This is a genomic window from Bradyrhizobium sp. B097, assembly GCF_038957035.1.
In the GTDB taxonomy this organism is placed as follows: Bacteria; Pseudomonadota; Alphaproteobacteria; order Rhizobiales; family Xanthobacteraceae; genus Bradyrhizobium.
Genome location: NZ_CP152412.1, coordinates 8,752,313 through 8,776,071, shown reverse-complemented (window position 1 = coordinate 8,776,071; position 23,759 = coordinate 8,752,313). Strand labels below are relative to the sequence as shown.

General features: G+C 65.3%; 19 protein-coding genes. 9 read left to right on the top strand and 10 right to left on the bottom strand.

Features of this window, described 5'->3' with window-relative positions; genetic code table 11:
* Positions 1-21: 21 nt before the first annotated feature.
* On the top strand, positions 22-1,788 hold the full coding sequence (locus AAFG07_RS40400) for an NAD(P)/FAD-dependent oxidoreductase (protein ID WP_342725120.1): 1,767 nt from the start codon (positions 22-24) through the stop codon (positions 1,786-1,788).
* Between the two features lie 44 nt (positions 1,789-1,832).
* Positions 1,833-2,795, top strand: a complete 963-nt coding sequence (locus tag AAFG07_RS40395; RefSeq protein ID WP_342725119.1) for an alpha/beta hydrolase — start codon at positions 1,833-1,835, stop codon at positions 2,793-2,795.
* A gap of 223 nt (positions 2,796-3,018) precedes the next feature.
* On the opposite strand, the gene AAFG07_RS40390 is transcribed toward AAFG07_RS40395, so the two are convergent.
* The 3 genes from AAFG07_RS40390 to rpmB form a co-directional block, all read right to left on the bottom strand.
* On the bottom strand, positions 3,019-4,224 hold the full coding sequence (locus AAFG07_RS40390; RefSeq protein WP_342725118.1) for an ABC transporter substrate-binding protein: 1,206 nt from the start codon (positions 4,222-4,224) through the stop codon (positions 3,019-3,021).
* A gap of 270 nt (positions 4,225-4,494) precedes the next feature.
* Positions 4,495-4,722 carry a hypothetical protein gene (locus tag AAFG07_RS40385; RefSeq protein ID WP_212311911.1) on the bottom strand — a complete coding sequence of 76 codons (228 nt, stop codon included), beginning with the start codon at positions 4,720-4,722 and terminating at the stop codon, positions 4,495-4,497.
* A gap of 837 nt (positions 4,723-5,559) precedes the next feature.
* On the bottom strand, positions 5,560-5,868 hold the full coding sequence (gene rpmB, locus AAFG07_RS40380; RefSeq protein WP_212311906.1) for a 50S ribosomal protein L28: 309 nt from the start codon (positions 5,866-5,868) through the stop codon (positions 5,560-5,562).
* Positions 5,869-6,241: 373 nt separating this feature from the next.
* Between rpmB and AAFG07_RS40375 the strand changes: the two genes are divergently transcribed.
* From AAFG07_RS40375 to AAFG07_RS40350, 6 genes are all read left to right on the top strand, one after another.
* Positions 6,242-7,051 carry a DUF3108 domain-containing protein gene (locus AAFG07_RS40375; RefSeq protein ID WP_342729389.1) on the top strand — a complete coding sequence of 270 codons (810 nt, stop codon included), beginning with the start codon at positions 6,242-6,244 and terminating at the stop codon, positions 7,049-7,051.
* Positions 7,052-7,759: 708 nt separating this feature from the next.
* Entirely contained in the window at positions 7,760-11,275 is a 3,516-nt protein-coding gene (locus tag AAFG07_RS40370) for a helicase-related protein (RefSeq protein WP_342725117.1), read from the top strand.
* A gap of 21 nt (positions 11,276-11,296) precedes the next feature.
* Positions 11,297-11,581 (top strand): RNA-binding S4 domain-containing protein, encoded by a 285-nt coding sequence (locus AAFG07_RS40365; protein WP_342725116.1) that lies wholly within the window; start codon positions 11,297-11,299, stop codon positions 11,579-11,581.
* A gap of 137 nt (positions 11,582-11,718) precedes the next feature.
* Entirely contained in the window at positions 11,719-12,057 is a 339-nt protein-coding gene (fdxA, locus tag AAFG07_RS40360; RefSeq protein WP_092120017.1) for a ferredoxin FdxA, read from the top strand.
* A 276-nt stretch (positions 12,058-12,333) separates the two neighbouring features.
* Complete coding sequence (locus tag AAFG07_RS40355) at positions 12,334-13,275, top strand: CarD family transcriptional regulator (protein WP_342725115.1); 942 nt, start codon at positions 12,334-12,336, stop codon at positions 13,273-13,275.
* Between the two features lie 189 nt (positions 13,276-13,464).
* Positions 13,465-14,685: an MFS transporter gene (locus AAFG07_RS40350; RefSeq protein ID WP_342725114.1), complete on the top strand. Its 1,221-nt coding sequence runs from the start codon at positions 13,465-13,467 to the stop codon at positions 14,683-14,685.
* Between the two features lie 328 nt (positions 14,686-15,013).
* Here the strand turns inward: AAFG07_RS40350 and AAFG07_RS40345 are convergent, their stop codons facing one another.
* The 7 genes from AAFG07_RS40345 to cyoA all read right to left on the bottom strand — a co-directional run bounded on the left by AAFG07_RS40345 (position 15,014) and on the right by cyoA (position 22,147).
* Entirely contained in the window at positions 15,014-15,550 is a 537-nt protein-coding gene (locus AAFG07_RS40345) for a response regulator transcription factor (protein WP_173640164.1), read from the bottom strand.
* Entirely contained in the window at positions 15,540-16,913 is a 1,374-nt protein-coding gene (locus tag AAFG07_RS40340) for an ATP-binding protein (protein WP_342725112.1), read from the bottom strand. The genes AAFG07_RS40345 and AAFG07_RS40340 overlap by 11 nt, the downstream gene beginning before the upstream one ends.
* The gene (locus AAFG07_RS40335) at positions 16,885-17,673 is read right to left on the bottom strand and encodes an SURF1 family protein (RefSeq protein WP_342729388.1); all 789 of its coding nucleotides are present in this window, start codon (positions 17,671-17,673) and stop codon (positions 16,885-16,887) included. Before AAFG07_RS40335 ends, AAFG07_RS40340 begins: the two co-directional genes overlap by 29 nt.
* Positions 17,674-17,942: 269 nt before the next feature.
* A complete protein-coding gene (gene cyoD, locus AAFG07_RS40330; protein WP_342725111.1) occupies positions 17,943-18,344 on the bottom strand; it encodes a cytochrome o ubiquinol oxidase subunit IV in 402 nt (133 codons plus the stop codon).
* Positions 18,341-18,970: a cytochrome o ubiquinol oxidase subunit III gene (gene cyoC, locus AAFG07_RS40325; RefSeq protein ID WP_342725110.1), complete on the bottom strand. Its 630-nt coding sequence runs from the start codon at positions 18,968-18,970 to the stop codon at positions 18,341-18,343. Before cyoC ends, cyoD begins: the two co-directional genes overlap by 4 nt.
* The gene (gene cyoB / locus AAFG07_RS40320) at positions 18,967-20,970 is read right to left on the bottom strand and encodes a cytochrome o ubiquinol oxidase subunit I (RefSeq protein ID WP_342725109.1); all 2,004 of its coding nucleotides are present in this window, start codon (positions 20,968-20,970) and stop codon (positions 18,967-18,969) included. Before cyoB ends, cyoC begins: the two co-directional genes overlap by 4 nt.
* A 10-nt stretch (positions 20,971-20,980) precedes the next feature.
* Positions 20,981-22,147, bottom strand: a complete 1,167-nt coding sequence (gene cyoA, locus AAFG07_RS40315; protein ID WP_342725108.1) for a ubiquinol oxidase subunit II — start codon at positions 22,145-22,147, stop codon at positions 20,981-20,983.
* A 244-nt stretch (positions 22,148-22,391) separates the two neighbouring features.
* Here cyoA and AAFG07_RS40310 point away from each other — a divergent pair, with 244 nt between their 5' ends.
* Complete coding sequence (locus tag AAFG07_RS40310) at positions 22,392-23,684, top strand: MFS transporter (RefSeq protein ID WP_342725107.1); 1,293 nt, start codon at positions 22,392-22,394, stop codon at positions 23,682-23,684.
* The last annotated feature ends 75 nt before the right edge of the window (positions 23,685-23,759 follow it).

The following is a 23,759-nucleotide window of genomic DNA, read 5'->3' as shown; positions in this document are numbered from 1 at the left end:
TGCTCCCGAGAAAGCACGATCATGCTGGACAAACTGAACCCGGCGACAGAGGACGCGCCTGAACTGTTAGCCGAGCGATGGATCGGCGCGCTGGATGCGGCGCTCGCCAGCCGCTCCGCTGATGCTCTTTCCGCGCTGTTCGCGCCCGACAGCCACTGGCGCAACATCTTCGGCATCTCCTGGCATTTTGCGACCTTCAGCGGTCGGCAGCCCGTCGTTGCCGAGCTGCTCGCGCGTGCTGCCGCGGCGAACGCCCGCGGATTTCGTCTCGACGACCGTGCCTTGATACCGCGGCGTGCCGTGATGGCCGGACGCGAGGTGATCGAGGCGGTCTTTACCTTCGACACGTCGAATGGCCCCGGCACCGGCGCGGTCCGCCTGCTGCATGAGAGGGGCGGAAATTCGGCGGCGTGGACGTTCTCCACGATGCCTGACTTCGACCGCATCTGCGCCGCGCACGCCACTGAGGAATCCCACGCGCGCGATTTCGCCGCACCGGACTGGCTGGAGCAGCGGCAGGCCTCGCGCGCCTATGCCGACCGCGAGCCCGATGTGCTTGTTGTCGGCGGCGGCCATGCCGGCATCGCGGCCGCCGTCGAGTGCAAGCGGATCGGGCTCGATGCCCTGATCGTCGATCGCGAGCGCCGCGTCGGCGACAATTGGCGGCTGCGCTATCGCGGGCTCAAGCTGCACAACAAGACGCCGGTCAATCTGTTTCGCTATCTGCCATTCCCGCCGACCTTTCCGGACTACATCCCGAAGGACAAGATCGCGAACTGGCTGGAGAGCTATGTCGACATCATGGAGCTCGACTTCTGGACCGAGACCTCGTTCGACGGCGCGCGCTATGACGACGTCGCGCAACGCTGGACGGTGACGCTGCAGCGGAGCGACGGTTCGCGCACGCTGCATCCGAAGCACATCGTGCTCGCGACCAGCGTCAGCGGCACGCCGAATATCCCGACCATCCCCGGCATCGAGCAGTTCGGCGGCAAGGTGCTGCATTCCAGCGCGTTCGCCGCGGGGCGCGAATGGGCCGGGCGCTCGGTCATCATGTTCGGCACCGGTACCAGTGCCCATGACATCTGCCAGGAGCTGCACGCCGCTGGCGCCGATGTCACCATGATTCAGCGCAGCCCGACCATGGTGGTCAATGTCGAGCCGGCGCAGCTCTACGACAAGACCTATCTCGGCGACGGCCCGCCGATCGAGGTACGCGACATCCTCAATTCCGGCGTACCGCTGCCGGTGATGAAGATCGCGCACAAGATCATCACCGACGAGGTCAAGCGGCTCGATGCGCCGTTGCTGTCGCGGCTGGAGCGCGCCGGCTTCCGGCTCGAATTCGGTGAGGACGGCACCGGCTGGCCGCTGAAGTTCCGCTCCCGCGGCGGCGGCTATTATTTCAATGTCGGCTGCTCCGAGCTGATCGCCGACGGCAAGATCCGCCTGATCCAGGCCGCCGACATCACTGATTTCACTGCCGATGGCCTCGCGCTGAAGGACGGCACGTCGCTCGCCGCCGAGCTGTTCGTGCTCGCCACCGGCTACAAGGGCCCCGACCATCTGGTCGGCAGACTGTTCGGCGACGACGTCGCAGCGCGCGTCGGCCGCGTCTGGGGCTTTGACGATGCGACGCAGGAGCTGCGCAACATGTGGAGGCGCACGGCCCAGCCCGGCCTCTGGTTCACCGGCGGCGCGTTCTCGCAGGCCCGCATCTATAGCCGCTTCATCGCGCTGCAGATCGCCGCGATCGAGGCCGGCAGCCTTTCCAAGCATCTGACCTGACCTGCAAGCACCTGACCTGCAAGCACTGACTTAGAAGGACTCCCATGCCGCTTCCGCTCGATCCCGTCATTGAGAAGATCATCCCGCTGCTGCCGCTGCGCGATCCCGCAACCATGACGCCGCAGAGCTGCCGCGATTCGCTGCGGGCGCTGGCCGATGCGCGCAAGGCGGTGCCGCCGCCGCCCGTCGATGTAGCTGATGATATCGCCGTCGCCGGCGCGGCGGGCAAGCTTGGCGCGCGGCTCTATCGCAATGGCACCGGCACTGCGCCGACCGTGATCTTCTTCCACGGCGGCGGCTGGGTCGCCGGCGATCTCGAGACCCATGACCGTCAGGCGCGCAACCTCGTGATCGAGACCGGCGCGGTGGTGATCTCGGTCGATTACCGCCGCCCGCCGGAGACGCGCTTTCCCGGCGCGTTCGAGGATGCATTCACTGCTGTCCGCGACGTCGTTGCGCGGATCGGCGAATTTGGCGGCGATCTCTCCCGCGTCGGCGTCGCCGGCGATTCCGCGGGCGGCAATCTCGCCGCCACCACAGCGCTCGCCTGCCGCGATGCCGGCATCAGGCTCGCCGGGCAGCTGCTGGTCTATCCCGTCACCGACGTGGTCGGCAGTTTTGCCGATGCGGCCGAGAACGCCAAATTTCCGTCGCGTGCCGAGAATGCCGAGGGCTATTTCCTGACGCGTGCGACGATGCAATGGTTCGCGGGGCACTATCTCGCGGACAAGGCTGATGGCGCCGACTGGCGCGTCTCGCCGCTGCGCGCGAAGTCTCTCGCCGGTGTCGCGCCGGCTGTCGTCACCACCGCCTGGTTCGACCCGCTGCGCGACGAGGGCCATGCCTATGCCAAGGCGTTGCAGGCGGCCGGTGTGCAGGTCGCGTATCACTCCGGCGAGGGCCTGATTCACGGCTATTTTGGTCTCGGCGATGCCTCCGAAGCCGCACGCGCCGAGGCGCAGCGGGCGCGGGCGGATTTTCGGGTGCTGCTGGAGCGGGGCGTTTAGTCTCCGCGTCGTCTCTGCCGTCGTTGGTGAAGGCTACCCTCCTCGTCGTCCCGGCCAAGCGGAGCGCGAGCCGGGACCCATAACCACCGCAGCCCGTTGTTGCAGGAGGCTGTGGCCCCAGCGTCGTACCACACCGACATTCGTGGTTGTGGGTCCCTGCTCCCTTGCGCACTAGGCAGGGACGACAATCTTGGTGCGGATAGTTTGCGTTCGACAACTCCCCTCAATCATTCCCGATCGTGTCGCCGAACAGCTGCCAGGTCTCGCCGTTGAACTTCTGCAGCCGCATTGCTTCGACCGGGAAATAGTCGGTCGGCGAGGTCTTCACCTTGATGCCGGGCAGGAACATCGGCAGCGAGATGTCGAGGTTGGCGGCCTGCTTCATGATGTTCTCATGGGTGAGGTCGTCGCCGCATTGCTTGAGCACCTGCACCGTCGCCTCCGCCACCACATAGCCGTAGACGATCAGCTGGTCCTGCAGATTGCCGTCCGGGAAATACTTCTTCATGAAGTCCTGCCAGGCGATCACGTCCGGGTCCGTCTTCCATTGCGGATCGTTCGGGTCCTTCAGCGAGTAGGACGAGATGATGTCCTTCGAGTATTCGAAGCCGGCGGGCTTCAGCACTGAGGACACCGAGGTCGAGGTCGCCGCGAGGAAGAACATGTCGGGCTTCCAGCCGATCTCGCCGATCTTCTTGATCGCCTGCGCTGCCTGCTTGGGGATCGCGTGCATGAACAGCACGTTGGCGCCGGAGGCTTTCAGCTTCACGATCTGGCTGTCGACCGTAGGGTCGGTCGATTCATAGGTCGTTTCCGCCACCACCATCTTGGCAGTGTTCTCCGGCCCGAGCCCCTTCTTGAAGCCGTTGCCGTAATCCTTGCCGGCGTCGTCGTTCTGGTAGAACAGCGCGATCTTCGCGTCCGGCTTGTTGGTCAGAACATATTTGGCGTAGACCGCGGTCTCGGCCTGGTACGATGGCTGGAAGCCGATCGACCACGGATAATGCTGATAGTCGCCCCACAGCGTGGCGCCGGCGCCGACGAACAGTTGCGGCACTTTCTTGTCGTTGAGATATTTGCGCACGGCAAGGCCGGTCGGCGTGCCCAGCGGATTGAGGATCGCAGCGACTTCCTCCTGCTCGACCAGCTTGCGGGTCTGCTCCACGGTCTTCGGCGGCGAGTAGCCGTCGTCGAGCGTGATCAGATCGATCTTGCGCCCGTTCACGCCGCCCTGGTCGTTGATCATCTTGAAGTAGGCGGCCTGCACCTTCGCGATCACGCTGTAGGCCGACGCCGCGCCGGAGAATGGCGAGGTCTGTCCGAGCTTGATCTCGGTGTCGCTGGTACCCGCGCCGTATTTCTTTTCGGCGGCGTGCACTTGTGTCGCGAGCGCAATCGCGAGTGCTGCCGTGATGGCCTTCCAGATCATCGTGAGCCTCCCTGTGGCGTTCTTATTGTTCGCGAGGGAGAGCTTACGCAGGTCGAGGGAGGCGGGCTTGCGACGAGACGCCGGGGCAGGGATGCGAAAATGCGGCGGGGATCTAATATTTACCGTCGTCCCGGCGAAGGCCGGGACCCATTACCCCAGTTGCTTATTTGGAGCGACGCCGGGACGACATTCGGCGCGTAACGGCAAACATTGGTGGTTATGGGTCCCGGCTTTCGCCGGGACGACGATGGTGAGAGAGCGGGCGCGCCCCTAGCGATACCGCACGCTGCCGGTGGTGACCGGATCGGTCGGCAGCACCGTGGCGCCGGCTCTACTGGCGGCGGCCGAGGTGATCATGCCGGGCTCGGCCGCGGCCTGCACGTTGCGGGGCGGGTTGAATTCGAGGATGACGAGGACTGCCGTGGCCAGCACCGCCACGGCGGCGGTTGCGAGCGCAGGCACCAGTCTTCCGCGCGTATCGGCTGCGCGAACTTGCATTGACCAATTCCTTTATTGGGGTCGTTCTTTGGACGTGATGTAAGAACGGCCAGGCTTCTTCCCAAGAGTGCGGCGCACATGCCTCACAATCAGTTGTGCCGGCCGTGATGTCCCTCACGGTGTTCGAGCCGCGCGGCGGTCGCCGCGTCGAATCGCAATCGTGTCGGACGGCTTGTTTGCACACCATGAGTTGGAAGAGATCGTGGCGTTTTGCATGCGCCTCATGCGCTCGTGATTGATCGCGTGAGGTTGTGATTAACGTCGCTGCGACGAGCCGTTTTTGCCGTGATTTAGAGGCATTCTTCGCTGTGCGAGGCGCGCGCGTTAAGGCTTTCTTCACGCGCTCTCGACGCATCAAGCGGAGATTCGTGTGATGTGCCCGTGATGGAAGAAATGGCACCGCTGTCATTGGCAGCAGCTGTCAGCGGACGTGTCGCAACCATGGCGACGCCGTCATCGCGAAGCTTGTCGCGCCGTAGCTTTAGCAAAGGCGGAAGCCTTGGCGAGACGACAAAGCAATCCATCTCTCCTCACGCAGAGCGGTGGACGATTTTACTTCGTGCGTCATTGCGCAAAGAAGATTCCACTTCGCATCGCGCCTCGATCGCGGTCTAAATCTCAATTCGATGCTTCGATACCAAGTCGGCGAAATGCACTGATGCGTCGCTTAACGCGAGAGCTCGCGTGTTGCTTTCCGAAATTGGTCCAGCGCTCACGACATGAATGTGCGACGCATGCAACCAGAGCTATCATCTCGGTAGCCAGTTTGCTGGCCAAACAAAAACGGCCGGGTCATCCGACCCGGCCGTTCAAAACGTATTCCGCGTCTGATCTAGCTCAGCTCGCCTTCTTCACGAACACCGGCTTGCCGACCTTCTTCTCGATCGCACGCTTGAGATCCAGCGCACGGGGCGACAGCACCTCGGCCTTGGCTTTGAGCAGGTAGGCGTCGAGGCCGCCATTGTGGTCGACGCTCTTGAGCGCGTTGGTCGAGACGCGCAGGCGCACGTTGCGGCCGAGCGCATCCGAGATGAAGGTCACGTTGGCCAGGTTCGGCAGGAAGCGCCGCTTGGTCTTGATGTTCGAGTGGCTCACCTTGTGGCCCGTCTGGGGGCCCTTGGCCGTCAGTTCGCAGCGCCGGGACATTACCAAAATCCTTATTGCATCCCCGCTTCCGGCGGCACGTGCGATCACGCGGCCCGCGCGGGGGTTTTGAATTCGCGTCCATTTTCCAGGAACCGCGGGTGTATAGGGGCAGAATACCCAAGCGTCAAGATTATATCGCCGCATAACCGTACCGGGAAATGGCGGTTCATAAGCGCTACCAGCCACTTAACGGCGGATATGGCAACCATATAAAGGGCGTATTCGGCTGCAAGTCTTGGTTCCATAACAGATGCGCACGTTGTCCGGCCGAATTGAAGGACCAAATGGACAGCGAACAGAGCGCCGATAGCAGGACCGTCAGGTAGGTTAAGTGACCACCGCCATTGCTCTTTTGCCCCCGCTCGGCCGGCTCATCGGCCTGTGCGCTGGTGCCCTCTTGCTGTTTTGCGCCGAGCGCGCGAGCGCGCAAGGGCGGCTCGACGCCCATTACGAGGCGACGCTCGCCGGTATCCCGGTCGGCAAGGGCACCTGGACCATCGAAATCGGCGACGACACCTTCTCGGCCACGGCCCAGGGCGGCACCGCGGGCCTCCTGAAGGCGTTCTCCGGCGGCAGCGGCGGGGGCGCTTCGCAGGGCCGCGTCGTCAACGGCGCGCTGGTGGCCTCCTCCTACACCGCGACCACCACCACCTCGAAGAAATCGGAGACGATCCGGATGGTGCTGGCGGGTGGCGGCATCAAGGAATCGACCATCGAGCCGGAGCCGCCGGTCGATGCCGACCGCCTGCCGGTCTCCGAGGCGCAGAAGAAGAACGTGTTTGATCCGATGACCGGCTCGTTCCTGCGCGCGCCCGGCAATGCCGAACTGATGAGCCCGGATGTCTGCCGGACCGGCGCCGGCGTGTTCGACGGCCGCATGCGCTACGACCTCAAGCTCGATTTCAAGCGCGTCGAGATCGTCAAGGCCGAGCGCGGCTATCACGGCCCGGCGCTGGTCTGCGCGCTCTATTTCGTGCCTGTTTCGGGCTACATCCCGGATCGCCCGGTCATCAAATATCTCGCCGCCCAGCGCAACATCGAGATCGCCTTCGTGCCGATCGCGGGCACCCGCCTTCTGGTGCCGTTCCGCATGACGATCCCGACCCCGCTCGGCCAAGCCATGCTGGAAGCCACCTCGTTCGTCACCACCGCCGCGCCGCCGCGCGTGGCGAAGACGCAGTAAAGGATCTCTTCCCTTCTCCCCTTGTGGGAGAAGGTGGCGCGGATGCAATCCGCGCCGGATGAGGGGTTCTCTCCGCGGAAACAGACCCCTCACCCGGCTTCGATGCTACCGCATCGAATCCACCCTCTCCCACAGGGGGAGAGGGTACTTCGTAGACACTGCGCGAGCGCGAGGGAATGCAACAAACGTCACCGGAATCCAGTTGACTCTTGCTCGCTTCTGATTCGACTCGGCCGCCTCTGGAACTTAAGGAATTCAGTCCGCATATCCTGTGCTTGTGGAGCCCTCTCAAACTTGATCTAGTGCCGCCGCCGTCAGCCTGCCCGAGATGTTGCGGTGAACGTTTCAGGTCTGGAATGGAGTCACTGATTCGGGCGCGATTCGTTCCGGAGTCGTTCCGAAGCTTAAGGGCGGCGCAGAAAGCGTCGCATTGTGAGACAGATTTTGCGAAAGGACGCGTGAAGGAGTGAAGACCAAGGCGTCAATCCCTCACCGTCACCCTGAGGAGGCCGCGCAGCGGCCGTCTCGAAGGGCGACAGCCCCGCTCTGTCCGCGAGAGGAAAGTCCGACCAACGCGCGCCGATAAATCTCGGCCGTTCATCCTTCGAGACGCGCTTCGCGCTCCTCGCAGGTGCAACGGCGAATTCGCCGTTGTACCGGGGATGACGGATCGACTATCGCCAACAAATCAAGAAACACCTGCAAAATATGGCTTTCTCAACTTCGTTCGGAAATGACCGCGTGCCCGGCGCAGGCGTCACTGCGGTGCTGGGGCCGACCAACACCGGCAAGACGCATCTCGCGATCGAGCGCATGCTGGCGCATTCGTCCGGCCTGATCGGGCTGCCGCTGCGGCTGCTCGCGCGCGAGGTCTACAACAAGATCGCGGCCCGCGCCGGCGTCGACAACGTCGCGCTGATCACCGGCGAAGAGAAGATCAAGCCGAAGGCGCCGCGCTTCTGGGTCTCGACCGTCGAGGCAATGCCGCGCGATCTCGATGTCTCGTTCCTCGCCGTCGACGAGATCCAAATCGCCGCCGATCTCGAGCGCGGGCACGTGTTCACCGACCGCATGCTCAACCGCCGCGGCCGCGACGAGACGCTGCTGCTCGGCGCAGCCACAATGCGGCCGATCATCGAGCGGCTCTTGCCCGGCGCCTCGATCGTCACGCGGCCGAGGCTCTCGCAGCTCGAGTTCGCCGGCGACCGCAAGATCACGCGGCAGCCGCGACGCACCGCCATCGTCGCGTTCTCGGCCGACGAGGTCTATGCGATCGCCGAATTGATCCGACGCCAGCATGGCGGCGCGGCCGTGGTGCTGGGCTCGCTCTCGCCCCGCACACGCAATGCGCAGGTCGAGATGTTCCAGAATGGCGACGTCGATTATCTCGTTGCCACCGACGCGGTCGGCATGGGGCTCAATCTCGACGTCGATCACGTCGCCTTCGCCTCCGACCGCAAATATGACGGCTATCAGTTCCGCCGGCTGACGCCGGCCGAATTCGCGCAGATCGCGGGCCGCGCCGGCCGTGCCACGCGCAACGGCACCTTCGGCACCACGGGCCGCTGCGCACCGTTCGAGCCGGAGCTCGTCAATGCGCTGCAGAACCACACCTTCGACAGCGTCAAGATGCTGCAATGGCGCAACGCCAAGCTCGATTTCGCCTCGCTCGGCGCATTGCAGGTGTCGCTGGCTCTAACGCCCAATCATGAGGCACTGACGCGGGCCCCGGTGGCCGAGGACCTGCGGGTGCTCGAACATGTCGCACGCGACGCCGAGGTGCGCGAATTCGCGCATGGGGCGGCCGCGGTGGAGCGGCTGTGGGAGGCTTGCCAGGTTCCGGACTACCGAAAGCTGGCGCCGGCCGCCCATGCCGAACTCGTGACCACGCTGTATGGCTTCCTGATGCAAAAGGGGCGTATCCCTGACGCATGGTTTGCCGCCCAGGTCGACCAGGCCAACCGGACCGACGGCGATATCGACACGCTATCGGGCCGGATCGCGCAAATCCGGACCTGGACCTTCGTTGCCAACCGGCCCGACTGGCTCTACGACCCGGACCACTGGCAGGGGATCACGCGCGATCTCGAAAATAAATTATCCGATGCGCTGCATGAACGGCTCACGGAGCGTTTCGTTGACAGGCGGACCAGTGTATTGATGCGCCGCCTGCGGGAGAACTCAGTTTTGAATACGGAAATTGGCAAGACCGGTGAAGTGATCGTGGAAGGCCACGCGATTGGCCGGCTCGATGGTTTCACCTTCGCACCTGATGCGGCCGAGGCCGGCAGCGACGCCAAGGCGCTGCAAGCCGCCGCCCAGCAGGTGCTGGCGCGCGAGATCGATACCCGTGCCGAGAAACTGGGCGCCGCCCCCGACGAGCAGTTCGTGCTGACCTCCGATGGCACCATCCGCTGGACCGGCGATGCGGTGGCCAAGCTGGTGGCCGCCGACGACGCGCTACATCCGCGGCTGCGCATCATTTCCGACGAGCGGCTCACCGGCGCCTCGCGCGAGGCCGTGCAGACCCGGCTCGATCTCTGGCTCAAGACGCATATCGAGAAGCTGCTCGGGCCGCTGTTCGAACTGTCCAAGGCCGAGGATATCCAGGGCATCGCGCGCGGCATCGCCTTCCAGCTCGTCGAGGCGCTCGGTGTGCTCGAACGCAGCAAGATCGCCGCCGAGATGAAAGATCTCGACCAGCCCTCGCGCGCGGCGCTGCGCAAATACGGCGTGCGCTTCGGCGCCTATCACATCTATTTCCCGCAACTGCTGAAGCCCGCGGCGCGCTCGCTGGCCTCGCTGCTGTGGGCCGAGAAGCAGAGCAATGTCGACATGGGCGCGCTGTCGAATGTGCAGCATCTCGCCTCCAGCGGCCGCACCTCGTTCCCGGTCGACAAGGCCCTGCCGCGCGACGGCTATCGCGTGCTCGGCTATCGCCAGTGCGGCGAGCGCGCGGTGCGCGTCGATATTCTCGAGCGGCTCGCCGATCTGATCCGCCCGGCGCTGGCCTGGCGCGAGACCTCGCCGGGCGAGAAGCCCGCCGGTGCGTTCGATGGCCGCGGCTTTGTCGTCACCCAGGCGATGACCTCGCTGACCGGCTCCGCCGGTGAGGATTTTGCCTCGATCCTGCGCGCGCTCGGCTACCGCATGGACCGTCGTCCGCCGCTGCCGCCGAAGGCTGTCGAGATTGCGCCTGCCGAGGCCACCGAGACCGTCGCTGCGGAGACGCCGCCGGCCGAGGCGACGTCCGACGCCGCCGCAGACGCGCCGGTCGATGCCGCCGCTGAGGTGGTGGCCGATGCGCCGGAGGCTGCCGCTGAGCCCGAGGCCGAAGCTGCTGTCGACCAGCCGGTATCCGGCGATCCCGCGCCGTCGGCCGCGCTGCTGCCCGACGTCGGCTTTGCCGAGGTGGTCGCCAGCGAAGCGACGCCCGTCGTTATCGAGAGCCAGCAGGATGCGGTGGCCGAGCGCGCCGCGCCGGTTGATGAACCCGCTGTTGCCGAAGCGCCCGCTGCCGAAGTTGCAGCAGAGCCCGCGCCTGCCGTGGAAGCCGCAGCGGAGACGTCGCCTGAGGCCGCCGCAGAGACACCGTCAGAGCCCGTCGCCGACGCGCCTGCGGAGGCCGCGAGCGCTGACGCTGCGCCCGCCGAGGCCGCGCCTGCTGCCGCGGAAACGCCGGCCGAGCCGCAAATGGTCGAAGTCTGGCGGCCCGGCGGCCGCTCCGACGAGCGCCGTCCGCATCATCGCGGCCACGACCGCAACCGCGGCCGTCATCAGAACAAGCCCGCCGAGGGCGCACAGGCCGCGGAAGGCGGCGGCGAGGGCGAGAAGCGCGAGCATCATCGCCGGCCGCGCCGTCACCAGGATTTCCGCGTTCCGCGCCCAGCTGCGCCCGCTGACGGCGCTGCGCCGGCCGCTGCCGCGCCTGCCGATGGCGCGCCGCGCGAGGACAAGGGCCAGCGCCGCGAGCGCTTCGAGGGCAAGGGTCGCGATGAGCGTCGCCGCGATAACAAGTTCGGCGGCGGCGATCGCAAGGGCGGTGATCGGGACCGCGGCGGCCGCGATTTCGGCAAGGGCGGCCGCGACAAGCGCGAGGGCGGCCCGTCGCATCGGCCCTACGCGTCGAGCGCGCCGCGCGAGCGCGACCGTCCGATCGATCCGAACTCGCCATTCGCCAAGCTCGCTGCCCTGAAAGAGCAGCTTGCCGGCCGGAAGGAATAATCCAACCCCTTGGTCTGACGCTTGGACAGACAGCGGCTCGACAAATGGCTGTGGCACGCGCGCCTGGTGAAGGCCCGCACCAGCGCGGCTGAACTCGTCGCATCAGGTCATGTCCGCATCAACGGCACGCGCGAGAAATCGCCGGGCCATGCCGTGAAGGCGGGTGACGTCATCACCGTCGCGCTCGACAACAGCGTCCGCGTGCTGAAGGTAATCGGCTTTGCCGAGCGGCGCGGCGATGCCAGTTCGGCGCGTGTGCTGTATGAGGATTTGCAGGCCGGCAATTTGCAAGCAGGCAAGGAGTAGTTATCTAGCGGATGCTATCCCAATTTGGGGTGGCAGGCGCGTGAGAATACTGGCGTTTTTCAGGTGCGGCTTCCCTTGCGGCCCCGGTATTCCTGCGCTACGCAACCCCAGAAAAATCGATCGTTCCGGAGTTTTGGATGACCTACGTCGTCACTGAAGCCTGCATCAAGTGCAAATATACCGACTGCGTCGAGGTCTGCCCCGTCGATTGCTTCTACGAGGGCGAGAACATGCTGGTCATCCATCCTGACGAATGCATCGATTGCGGCGTGTGCGAGCCCGAATGCCCGGCTGACGCCATCAAGCCGGACACCGAGCCGGGGCTGGAGAAGTGGCTCGAGGTGAACACCGAGTACGCCAAGAGCTGGCCGAATATCACCCAGAAGAAGGACTCGCCCGAGGACGCCAAGGAGTGGGAAGGCAAGGAAGGCAAGTTCGAGAAATATTTTTCTCCGAATCCGGGCAGCGGCGACTGATTCGCTGGCGTTTGCCAATAACCGTCGGACTACCCCGATAGGGGCGAGACTGGACCCGCGGCGGCCTCCGTTCGGCCGCCGATTTAACCCTAATGACGGACATATGACCTGAGGATGCCCTGTTATGCCCGGAATCGGGCGTAAACCATTGATTTTTGCGGAAAATGTGCTATATCTGCACCATTACAGGCCAAGAACCCCCTGCCATGCGTACCTTGTGGCTTCGAGGTTCCCGCAAACATCGAACAGGGGCGTGGCAGTTTCCGCGCGCAGGCTGTGTCACAGAAAACGCGTAAAAAGAGTGCTTCAAAGACGACAAAGAAAGCCGCTGTCGTTGCTCGCAGCGCAACCAAGGGCCGTGCCAAGGCGCCCGTGAAGGGGGCCAAGAAGGCGGCGGCTGCAAAGTCCTCAAAGAACAAAAGAAGCGTGATGCCAGAAAAGACTGCCAAGACTGCCGCGAAAGCGGCAGCTGCGAAGCCCGCTGCTGCGAAGGTCGCCCCCAAGACTGCTGCTGTCGCGCCGAAGCCGGCCGCCCCGAAGACTGCCGTCCCCGCCGCTGCTCCGAAGGTTGCCGCCAAGCCGGCCGCCGCGCCGCGCGTCGAGGAGCCGAAGAAGGTCGTGACCCAGCGCCAGGGCTTCAAGGCCAACGAATTCGTCGTCTATCCCGCTCACGGCGTCGGCCAGATCCTCGCGATCGAGGAGCAGGAGATCGCGGGCGCCAAGCTCGAGCTGTTCGTGATCAATTTCATGAAGGACAAGATGACGCTGCGCGTCCCGACGGCGAAGGTCGCCAATGTCGGCATGCGCAAGCTGTCGGAGCCGGCGCTGGTCAAGAAGGCGCTGGAGACGCTGAAGGGCCGCGCCCGCGTCAAGCGCACCATGTGGTCGCGCCGCGCCCAGGAATACGAAGCGAAGATCAATTCGGGCGACATCGTCGCGATCGCCGAGGTGGTCCGCGACCTCTATCGTTCGGAATCGCAGCCCGAGCAGTCCTACTCTGAACGCCAGCTCTATGAAGCGGCGCTCGACCGTCTGTCGCGCGAGATCGCTGTTGTGCAGCACTCGACCGAGACCGAGGCGATCAAGGAGATCGAAGGCCAGCTCGCCAAGAGCCCGCGCCGCGGCGCCAAGGCGGAAGCCGAGGGTGAAGGCGAGGGCGATGCCGACGGTGAGGATGCCGATGGCGACGATACCGCCGTCGAAGACGAAGCCGCCTAAGCAGCGCTGCAGGTTTTCGAAAAGCCCGGTCGCAAGACCGGGCTTTTTGTTTTCGTGGACACACCGTCGCGGCGGCAACGCGGTCTTGCATGCGGGCTTTGCCGCAATCGCCCCTTGGCTGATCGCCGCGACTCATGACCTGCTGCGCCGCGCCGGCGGCGAGATCGCGGAGCCGGCGAGGGGCGCGGCATGCTTGCAGGACGGTCGCTGGGGCGTGGTTACGACTGGCTATGGACCGCGTTCGCGGTCTCGACCTTCGGGACCTGGATCGCCTTCGATGCGTTCCCGCTGCTTGCGATCCTGGTGCTGCATGCAAGGCCGGAGGCGGTCTCGGCGCTCGCTGCCGTGGGGCTGCTGGCCGGGGCCGCGGTCGCGGTGCCGCTCGGGCCCTGGATCGAATTCCGCTGCAAGCGGCCGGTGATGATCGCGATGGATCTGATCCGCTTCGCCGCGACGATCAGCGTTCCCATCGCGTTCGTGCTGGGACGGTTGACCTTCGTCCAGCTCGTCGTCGTCGCCGTCATCATGGCCGCCGCGGACATCGCGTTCCGTGCGGCGAGCGGCGCCTGCCTGAAGGCACTGGTCAAGCCGGACGATCTGGTAATCGCGAACGGGCGGCTCGAAGCCACGACCTGGACTGCCACCGCGATCGGCCCGCCGCTCGGGGGTGCTGCGATCGGAGTGCTCGGCCCGGTGGTGACCGTGGTCGCCAACGCGATCAGCTTTCTGCTCTCGGCGCTGGCCATCCGGCGGATCGGCGGAAGCGAGCCTGCGCCCGCCCAGCGCCAGGCGCAGGGATTTCGCGCGGCAGAGCTGGTCGAGGGATGGCGGGCGATCCTCGCGCATCCGGTGCTCCGTCTGCTGTTCTTCAACACCGTGCTGGTCAATGGCCTGATCATGGCGACGGCGCCGCTGCTCGCGGTGCTGATGCTGCGCGATCTCGGCTTTGCGCCCTGGCAGTACGGGCTCGCATTCGGGGCGCCCTGTATCGGCGGCCTGCTCGGCGCACGGCTCGCGCCTGCGCTGGCCGCACGATTCGGGCAGCACAATGTGCTGCTCGCGGCCGGTACGCTGCGTGCGTGCTGGTCGCTCGGCCTCGCCTTCATGCCGAACGGCGCGGCGGGCATCGCCGTCGTCTTTGTGCTTCAGTTCGGTCTCGTCACCTGCGCCGGCATCTTCAATCCGGTGTTTGCGGCCTATCGCCTGGCCCAGATCGAGATGGAGCGGACCGCACGCGTGCTCTCGGCCTGGACGATCACCAGCAGCGCAACCATCGCGATGCTGACGGCGCTCTGGGGCCTGCTGGCGGGCTTCGCCGGTGTCCGGACGGCGATCGCGCTGAGCGGACTGCTCTTGCTGGCGACGCCGCTGCTGCTGCCGCGCCGTGTGCTCAATACGAGTGCTGCTTGATGCCCCAGCGGCCGTTCTCTGAGGTGACGATCCACAGATTGCGGTGACGGCTGGCAATCGATCCGTCGGCGCGATCGCGGCTGTATTCGAGCACGAGATGCACTTTGCGCGGACGGGCTACGGGCAGTCTATTGTACCCGTCATCCTGAGGTGCGAGCGGAGCGAGCCTCGAAGGATGCACGGCCCGGATATTTCCAAGCGCTCGCGGATATAGCAGGGCCGTCGCCCTTCGAGACGCGCTGCGCGCTCCTCCAGCGACAAAGGCAGAGCCTTTGCGCGGGGGTGACGGTGACGCACTTTCGCGTCGCTGATTCCGCTAGCGACTACCTTACTTCACCCGCTGCTTCTCGAGCTTGCGCGCCAGGGTGCGGCGATGCATGCCGAGGCGGCGGGCGGCCTCGGAGATGTTGAAATCGGTCTCCATCAGGGTCTGGTGGATGCGCTCCCATTCCAGCGTCTTGATCGAGGTCGGCCGCGCGCCGACCTCGATGGCGGCGTTGCCTTGCGCTTTAAGGAACGCGGCCTCGATGTCGTCGGTGTTCGACGGCTTGGCCAGATAATGGCAGGCGCCGAGCTTGATCGCCTCCACCGCGGTCGCGATGCTGGCAAATCCGGTCAGCACCACGATCAGCATGTCAGGATCATGGGCGTGCAGCGCCTCGACGCAGGCAAGGCCCGACGCGCCGCCGGCGAGCTTCAGGTCGACGACGGCATAGCCGGGCGATTGCTGCTCGAGCAGCTCGCGAACCTCGTCGAGCGAGGCCGACACCGCGACGCCGTAACCGCGGCGCTCGAACGAGCGCTTCAGCGTGCGGGCAAAGCCCGCATCGTCCTCGACGATCAGGAGCTGGCGTTCATCCGTCAAGAGGGTCTCCGATCGCAAGCGTCGAGAGCGGCAGCTCGAGTTTGACCGCGGCGCCGATGTCCGGCCGGTTGCGCGCCGTCACCACGCCGCCGAGCTTGCGCACCACGTTGACGACCAGGAACAGGCCGAGGCCGCTGCCGGAGCTGCCCTTGGTGGACTGATACGGCTTGCCGACATGCGCCAGCATCTCGCGCGAGAAGCCCGGGCCGCGATCGGTCACCGACAGCACAAGCTTGTCGGCATTGCGTTCGGCCATCAGCTCGATCCAGTCACGCGAGACCTCGGCGGCATTGTCGAGCACGTTGAAGATCGCCTGCTTGAGCGCGATGTCGGAGACGATCGCCAGATCGGCGCCGAAGGCGTTGCGGAAATACAGCGTCGCCGACGGCCGCGTCGTCCGCCATTCCTCCACCAGCGCCGTCAGGAACGCCGCGACCGTGGTCGGCGAGGAGCCTTCGCCGCGGGCTTCGCCGGCCGACAGCAGGATGCCGGTCACGATCGACTTGCAGCGCTGCACCGAGATCTCCATCTCGCCGAGGTCCTGCGACAGCTCGGGATCGGAGGCGAGCGCCGGCATCCGGCGCCAGTCGCCCAGGATGACCGAGAGCGAGGCGAGCGGCGTGCCGAGCTCATGCGCGGCGCCTGAGGCCAGAAGGCCCATCTGCACGATGTGGTCCTGCTCGGCCGCGTGCTGGCGCAGCGCCGCGAGGCGGAGGTCGCGGTCGCGCAGGTTGCGGTTGATCCGGGTCATGAACACCACGAGCAGCACGGCGTCGAGCACGAGCCCGATGAACGTGCCGGCGATGTAGAGATTGAAGGCTTCGGCAAAGCCCTGCGGCAGCTCCAGTGGCCGATAGTAGCTGGTCAGCCAGGCGAAGTTCATGCACACCAGCGCCACCAGCGACCAGGTCGAGGGCGCATCGAGCAGCACCGCTCCGAGCGTCACCTGCAGCAGATAGAGCGACGTGAAGGGATTGGTGGCGCCGCCGCTGAGATAGAGCAGGGCGGTCAACGCCGCAACGTCGAGCGCCAGCGCGACCAGCAGCTCGCGGTTGTTGATGTCGGCGCGGTAGCGCAGCCACAGCAGGCTGACGAGGTTGAGCGCGACCAGCCCGAAGATCACGGCGGCCATCGGCAGCAGCGGCAGCGCGACGCCCATCCAGAACTGCACGAAGCCGATGGTGGCGATCTGCCCGATCACGGCGATCCAGCGCAGCTGGACCAGCAGGGCCATGTTCTTGCGATTGGTCGCGAGGTCGGCGGGCGCTGCGAGATCGAATGGCATGCCGGCAGCCGCACGCAAGGCGGACGGCATCACGGCCGTGGCGTTTTCGTCATGCAGATCCGATGTGCGCTCGAGCATCTGGGCCTGTGTCGCGAGACAGATTGCGGGCTGCGCCGATCAGGCGGCGCACGGCGGCGCGCCTTGAGCCCCACCATGGATCGGAGGCGCCGGCGCGGCCCCTGCCGCTGATGACGCGCAGGAGCGCACCGGCCAGCATAAAGGCCAGCGCGAACCATGTCAGCGCGTAAATCAGGTGGCTGTTCGGAAACCGCACGATCGTGAGCCCGCCGATGGGGGTGCCGCCCGGATTGGGCGTCGCATCGGCGTCGATGAAGAAGGGGGCTACCTGCGACAACCCGTGCAAGGCAGCGATCGCGGCGACGTCGCGCGAATACCAACGGCCGGCCGAAGCGTCATTGTTGCGCAGGAAGCCGCCCTTGGGCTCCGACATCCGCAACAGCCCGGTGACGCTGACCACGCCCTGCGGGATGCCGTCGCGCCGTGTCGCGGGATCGCGCCTGTCCGGCGGAACGAAGCCGCGATTGACCAGCACCGTGGTTCCGTCAGCCATTTGCAGCGGGGTCAGCACCCAGAAGCCAGGGCCGTCAGTGGTGACGGCCTGCACCAGCGTCTCGTCGGCGTTGAGGAAGGTGCCGCGCACCGTGACGCGGCGATATTCGTCGCTCGCGGCCGTGACCGCAGGCCATGACGAGAGAGGCGGCGGCGCTGTCGGCGCCGCATGCATGCGCTGTTCGACCCGTTCGATCAGCGCCAGCTTCCAGGTCCTGCGTTCGATCTGCCAGATACCGAGCGCGCCCAGCAGCACCACGCCCAGCATGCCGAGCGTGAGCAGCACGTAGCGACGGAGAGTAAAGTTGCGGCCGCGTCGGGACCGCACTCCCTCTCCCGCTTGCGGGGGAGGGTTGGGGTGGGGGTATTGCCGCGAATCGGAAGGATCATTGAGTGGAGAGAGCCCCCACCCGCCACGCGCTGCGCGCGCCATAGCCGAAGCTTTGCTTCGGCGTCCCTCAAGGACGGCCGCCAAAGGCGGCCTATGCTCCCCCGCAAGCGGGAGAGGTGAAGAGGGGGCTGGGGCGCCCCGCTTCGTCACGGCATCTGGCTCATGTCGTGGATCGGCATCATGTTGACGTTGAGATGATGCATGACCCACAGCGAGCCGGTCAGCGCGATCACCACCATGATCACGGTGAAGATCATCGCCATCATGGTCCAGCCGTTCTCGGACCGCGTGTTCATGTGCAGGAAGTACACCATGTGCACGACGATCTGCACCGCGGCGAGCACCAGCACGATCAGTGCGGTGACCTGCTTGTCGGCGATGGCGCCGGTCATGACCAGCCAGAACGGCACCGCGGTGAGGGCGACCGAGAGGCCGAAGCCGATCAGATAGCTCTTCAGCGAGGCGTGCGCCGCGCCGCCATGATCGTCATGGCCATGGCCGGCATTGGCTTCGAGAGTATGAGCCTCAGCGTGAGCTTTTGTTGTCATCGCAGCATTCCCAGGAGGTAGACGAAGGTGAAGACGCCGATCCAGACCACGTCGAGGAAGTGCCAGAACATCGAAAGGCACATCAGCCGCCGCCGGTTGGCTTCGGTGAGGCCGAAGCGCGCGGTCTGCACCATCAGCGTCACCAACCAGACCAGGCCGAAGGTGACGTGCAGGCCGTGGGTGCCGACCAGCGTGAAGAACGACGACAGGAAGGCGCTGCGCTGCGGCGTCGCGCCCTCATGGATCATGTGGGCGAACTCGGTGAGCTCGATGCCGAGGAAGGCGAGGCCGAACAGTCCGGTGATGGCGAGCCAGGCCTGCGTCGCGCCGATCCTCGATTTCTCCATCGTCAGCATGGCGAAGCCATAGGTGATCGAGGAGAGCAGCAGCATCGTGGTGTTGAGCGCCACCAGCTTGAGGTCGAACAGGTCCTTCGGCGCCGGGCCGGCGGCATAGTTGCCGCCGAGCACGCCATAGGTCGCAAACAGCATCGCGAAGATGAGACAGTCGCTCATCAGGTAGATCCAGAAGCCCAGCATGGTGCTGGCGCCTTCCGGATGCGCGTGCTCGTCGATGACGTGAAAGACCGGTTCGGAGCTTTGTGTGGAGACGGTAGCAATGGTCATGTCTGGGCTCCCGCGGTGAGGACGCGCGTCCGCGCATCTTCGGTCCGCACCACCTCATCCGCCGGGATGTGGAAGTCGCGGTGATAGTTGAAGGTGTGGCCGATCGCGACCGCGAGCAGCGCAACGAAGCTGACGGAGGCAAGCCACCAGATGTACCAGATCAGGCCGAATCCCATCACCGTCGCGAGGCCGGCGAGGATGACGCCGGTGCCGGTGTTGGAGGGCATGTGGATCGGCTTGAAGCCTGTCAGCGGCCGCCTGTAGCCGCGGCGCTTCATGTCCCACCAGGCATCGTTGTCGTAGACCACCGGAGTAAAGGCGAAGTTGTAGTCCGGCGGCGGCGAGGAGGTCGCCCATTCCAGCGTGCGCGCGTCCCAGGGATCGCCGGTGGTGTCCTTCAGCTCTTCGCGGCGCAGGATGCTGACCGCGAACTGCACCAGCATCGCACCGATGCCGAGCAGGATCAGGAAGGCGCCGAAGGCCGCGATGACGAACCAGATCTGCAGGCTGGGATCGTCGAACACGCGAAGCCGGCGGGTCACGCCCATCAGGCCGAGCACGTAGAGCGGCATGAAGGCGAAGTAGAAACCCGAGACCCAGAACCAGAACGACAGCTTGCCCCAGAACGGATCGAGCCTGAAGCCGAACGCCTTCGGGAACCAGTAATTGATGCCGGCGAACAGGCCGAACAGCACGCCGCCGATGATCACGTTGTGGAAATGCGCGATCAGGAACAGGCTGTTATGCAGCACGAAATCGGCCGGCGGCACCGCGAGCAAGACGCCGGTCATGCCGCCGATCACGAAGGTCAGCATGAACGCCACCGTCCACATCATCGGCAGCTCGAAGCGGATGCGGCCGCGATACATCGTGAACAGCCAGTTGAACATCTTCGCGCCCGTCGGGATCGAGATGATCATGGTGGTGATGCCGAAGAACGAGTTGACGCTGGCGCCGGAGCCCATCGTGAAGAAGTGGTGCAGCCAGACCAGATAGGACAGGATGGTGATGACGACGGTGGCGTAGACCATCGAGGTGTAGCCGAACAGCCGCTTGCCGGAGAACGTCGCGGTCACCTCCGAGAAGATGCCGAACGCCGGCAGCACCAGGATGTAGACCTCGGGATGGCCCCAGATCCAGATCAGGTTCACGTACATCATCGGGTTGCCGCCGAAGTCGTTCGTGAAGAAGTTGGTGCCGACGTAGCGGTCGAGCGACAGCAGCGCCAGCACCGCGGTCAGCACCGGGAAGGAGGCGACGATCAGGACGTTGGTGCAGAGCGAGGTCCAGGTGAACACCGGCATCTTCATCATCGTCATGCCCGGCGCGCGCAGCTTGACGATGGTGCAGACCAAATTGATGCCCGATAGTGTCGTGCCGACGCCAGCGACCTGTAGTCCCCATATGTAATAGTCGACGCCGACGTCAGGACTGTAGCCGATGTTGGACAGCGGCGGGTAGGCGAGCCAGCCGGTGCGGGCGAATTCGCCGACGAACAGCGACATCATCACCAGCACGGCGCCGCCGACCGTCATCCAGAAGCTGAAATTGTTGAGGAAGGGGAAGGAGACGTCGCGGGCGCCGATCTGCAGCGGCACCACGTAATTCATCAGGCCGGTGACCAGCGGCATCGCCACGAAGAAGATCATGATCACGCCGTGGGCGGTGAAGACCTGGTCGTAGTGATGGGCCGGGAGGTAGCCGTCGGAGCCGCCAAAGGCGATCGCCTGCTGCAGGCGCATCATCAGCGCGTCCGCGAAGCCGCGCAGCAGCATCACGATGCCGAGGATCATGTACATGATGCCGATGCGCTTGTGGTCGACGGTGGTGAACCACTCGCGCCACAGATAGGTCCAGAGCCGGAAGTAGGTGACGATCGCGAACAGCGCCAGCCCACCGGTCGCGACCACCGCGAAGGTGCCGACCAGGATCGGCTCGTGCAGCGGCAGCGCGTCCAGATTGAGGCGGCCGAAGATCATCTTGATGAGATCGGGATTCATGCGGCGCTCCTCAGGAGTCTGATTTTGGGCGCTGGCCGAGCAGCAAGGATGTCGATGACGGATGGGCGGGCGAGAACGGCGGGCGCTTCAGCCCGACACCGCGCAGCGGCGTCAGGTCGAGCGGCGCGAGAACGTCGCGCGACGGCGCGTCCTTGATCTCGTCCATCGCGCAGATGCCGGCGACGAAGGTCGGCTCAGCGCCGAGCGGCGCGCCGCGGCGGGCGTATTTGTCGTAAGTCAGCGGCAGCGTGTTGTTGAGGCCTTCGCGGCCGAGGCCGCCCTTGGCGTCGATCGCCATCATCTCGCTCATGCACATCTTGCCAGGCTCGACGCACATGTTGAGGATCGCCTTGTAGAGATCACGATCGACCGAGCGATAGAGACGGACCGGATCGTTCTGGCTCGGACGCTCGAGCTGCAGATAGTCGGTGCGGCCGAGCATGCTGCCGCTGGCCCTGGCGGTGCCGATCCACTTGTCGAAATCGGCGTTCGACAGGCTCTTGAACTCGAAGTGCATGCCGGAGAAGCCGGCGCCGCTGTAATTGGCGGAGAAGCCTCTGTAAGTGCCTTCCTTGTTGGAGACCGCGTGCAGCTTGGTCTCCATGCCGGGCATCGCGTAGATCTGGCCGGCGAGGGCGGGGATGTAGAACGAGTTCATCACGGAAGACGCCGTGATGCGGAAGCGGATTGGGCGGTCGACGGGAGCTGTGAGCTCGTTGACGGCGGCGACGCCGTAGTCCGGGTAGATGAACAGCCACTTCCAGTCGAGCGCGACCACCTCGACATTGAGCGGGGCGTCCTTGCTCTCGATCGGCTTGTCGGCGGCGATGCGGCCGAGCGAGCGGTAGGGATCGAGCAGATGCGTGCCCATCCAGGTCAGCGCACCCAGGCAGATGATGATCAGAAGCGGCGCCGACCAGATCACGAGCTCGAGCTGGGTCGAGTGATCCCACTCCGGCTCGTAGGGGGCTGCGGTATTGGACTGGCGGTAGCGCCAGGCGAAGAGGACGGTCAGCGCCATCACCGGAAGCACGATGATGAGCATCAGGACGGTGGAGATCACGACGAGGTCGCGCTGTTGCACGGCGACGTCGCCGGCAGGGGCCAGGACGACGAAATCGCACCCGCCAAGGAGCGCCGCGAACGGCAATAAGGCCAATAATTTCAAGGCGCGCACGGCTCACCCCACTGGAATTTTATGAGTTCCGCCAAGGGGTAGCTGCGATGCAGCAAGGTTGACATTGGACAATTTGTCCAATGTTGCACTGCGGGATAGGCCGTCAGAAGGTGAGGTGGACCGCGTGGCAAAGGCTGCCCGTGGCCTCATGTGGTTTGAGCATGATCTGTTCGGAAAACCGGTTTCCACTTTTCCGGATCAGGCTCCAAAGGACGGTTCTCCGGCGATGGCACAGGCCCCAGCAATGGCTCACGGCACCCCGACCGCGTCAGGTCACGGGCAGGCGAAACCCGGCGAAATCGCCATCGGCGTCATCATCGGGCGCACGTCGGAATTCTTCGACTTCTTCGTCTACGCGATCGCCTCGGTGATCGTGTTCCCGAAGCTGGTGTTTCCGTTCGTCAATGAACTGACCGGCACGCTATATTCATTCGGCATCTTCGCGCTGGCCTTTGCCGCGCGGCCGCTCGGTACCGTCATCTTCATGGCGGTCGACCGCCGCCACGGCAAGGGCGCCAAGCTCGTCATCGCGCTGTTCCTGCTCGGCACCGCCACGGTGGCGCTCGCGTTTCTGCCCGGCTACGACACGATCGGCGTCGCGGCGATCTGGCTGCTCGCTGCCGCGCGCGTCCTGCAGGGCATCGCCTGGGGCGGCGCGTGGGACGGCCTCGCCTCGCTGCTCGCGATGAACGCGCCGGCAAATCGCCGCGGCTGGTACGCGATGGTGCCGCAGCTCGGCGCGCCGCTCGGCCTGATCGTGGCGAGCGCGCTGTTCGCGTTCTTCGCCGGCAACCTCTCGGCGGATGATTTCTTCGATTGGGGCTGGCGCTATCCGTTCTTCGTCGCCTTCGCCATCAACGTGGTGGCGCTGTTCGCGCGGCTGCGCATGGTGGCGACGGATGAGTATTCCGAGCTGTTCGAAAGCCGCGACCTCGAGCCGGCGCGCGTCGGCGAGACCGTGGCGCAGGAGGGCCGCAATATCCTGCTCGGCGCCTTCGCGCCGCTGGCGAGCTTTGCGCTGTTCCACATGGTCACGGTGTTTCCGCTGTCCTGGGTGTTCCTGTTCACCAGGGAAAGCCCGGTGCGCTTCCTGATCATCGAGATGATCGGCGCCATGGTCGGCGTCGTCGCGATCATCGCCTCCGGCATGATCGCCGACCGCGTCGGGCGCAAGCCGCTGTTGCTGGGGTCCGCGGTCGCGATCGCGGTGTATAGCGGCTTTGCCCCGCAGTTGCTCGATGCCGGTGCGTTCGGCGAGACGATCTACATGGTGCTCGGCTTCGTGCTGCTCGGGCTGTCGTTCGGCCAGTCGTCCGGCGCGATCGCCTCGAACTTCGCGCGGACCTATCGCTACACCGCCTCGGCGCTGACCTCGGATTTCGCCTGGCTGTTCGGCGCCGGCTTTGCGCCGCTCGCCGCGCTGCTGCTGGCGACGCATTTCGGCCTGATCTCGGCCGGCGCGTATCTGTTGTCGGGCGCGGTTTGGACGCTGCTCGCGCTGTGGCTGAGCGGCCTGCGCGAAGCGGAAGTCAATTAGCGGACTGCGCGAGGCCGAGGGCTGATCCTAGTAGCCCGGATGAAGCGAAGCGAAATCCGGGACCGCTCTCACCGC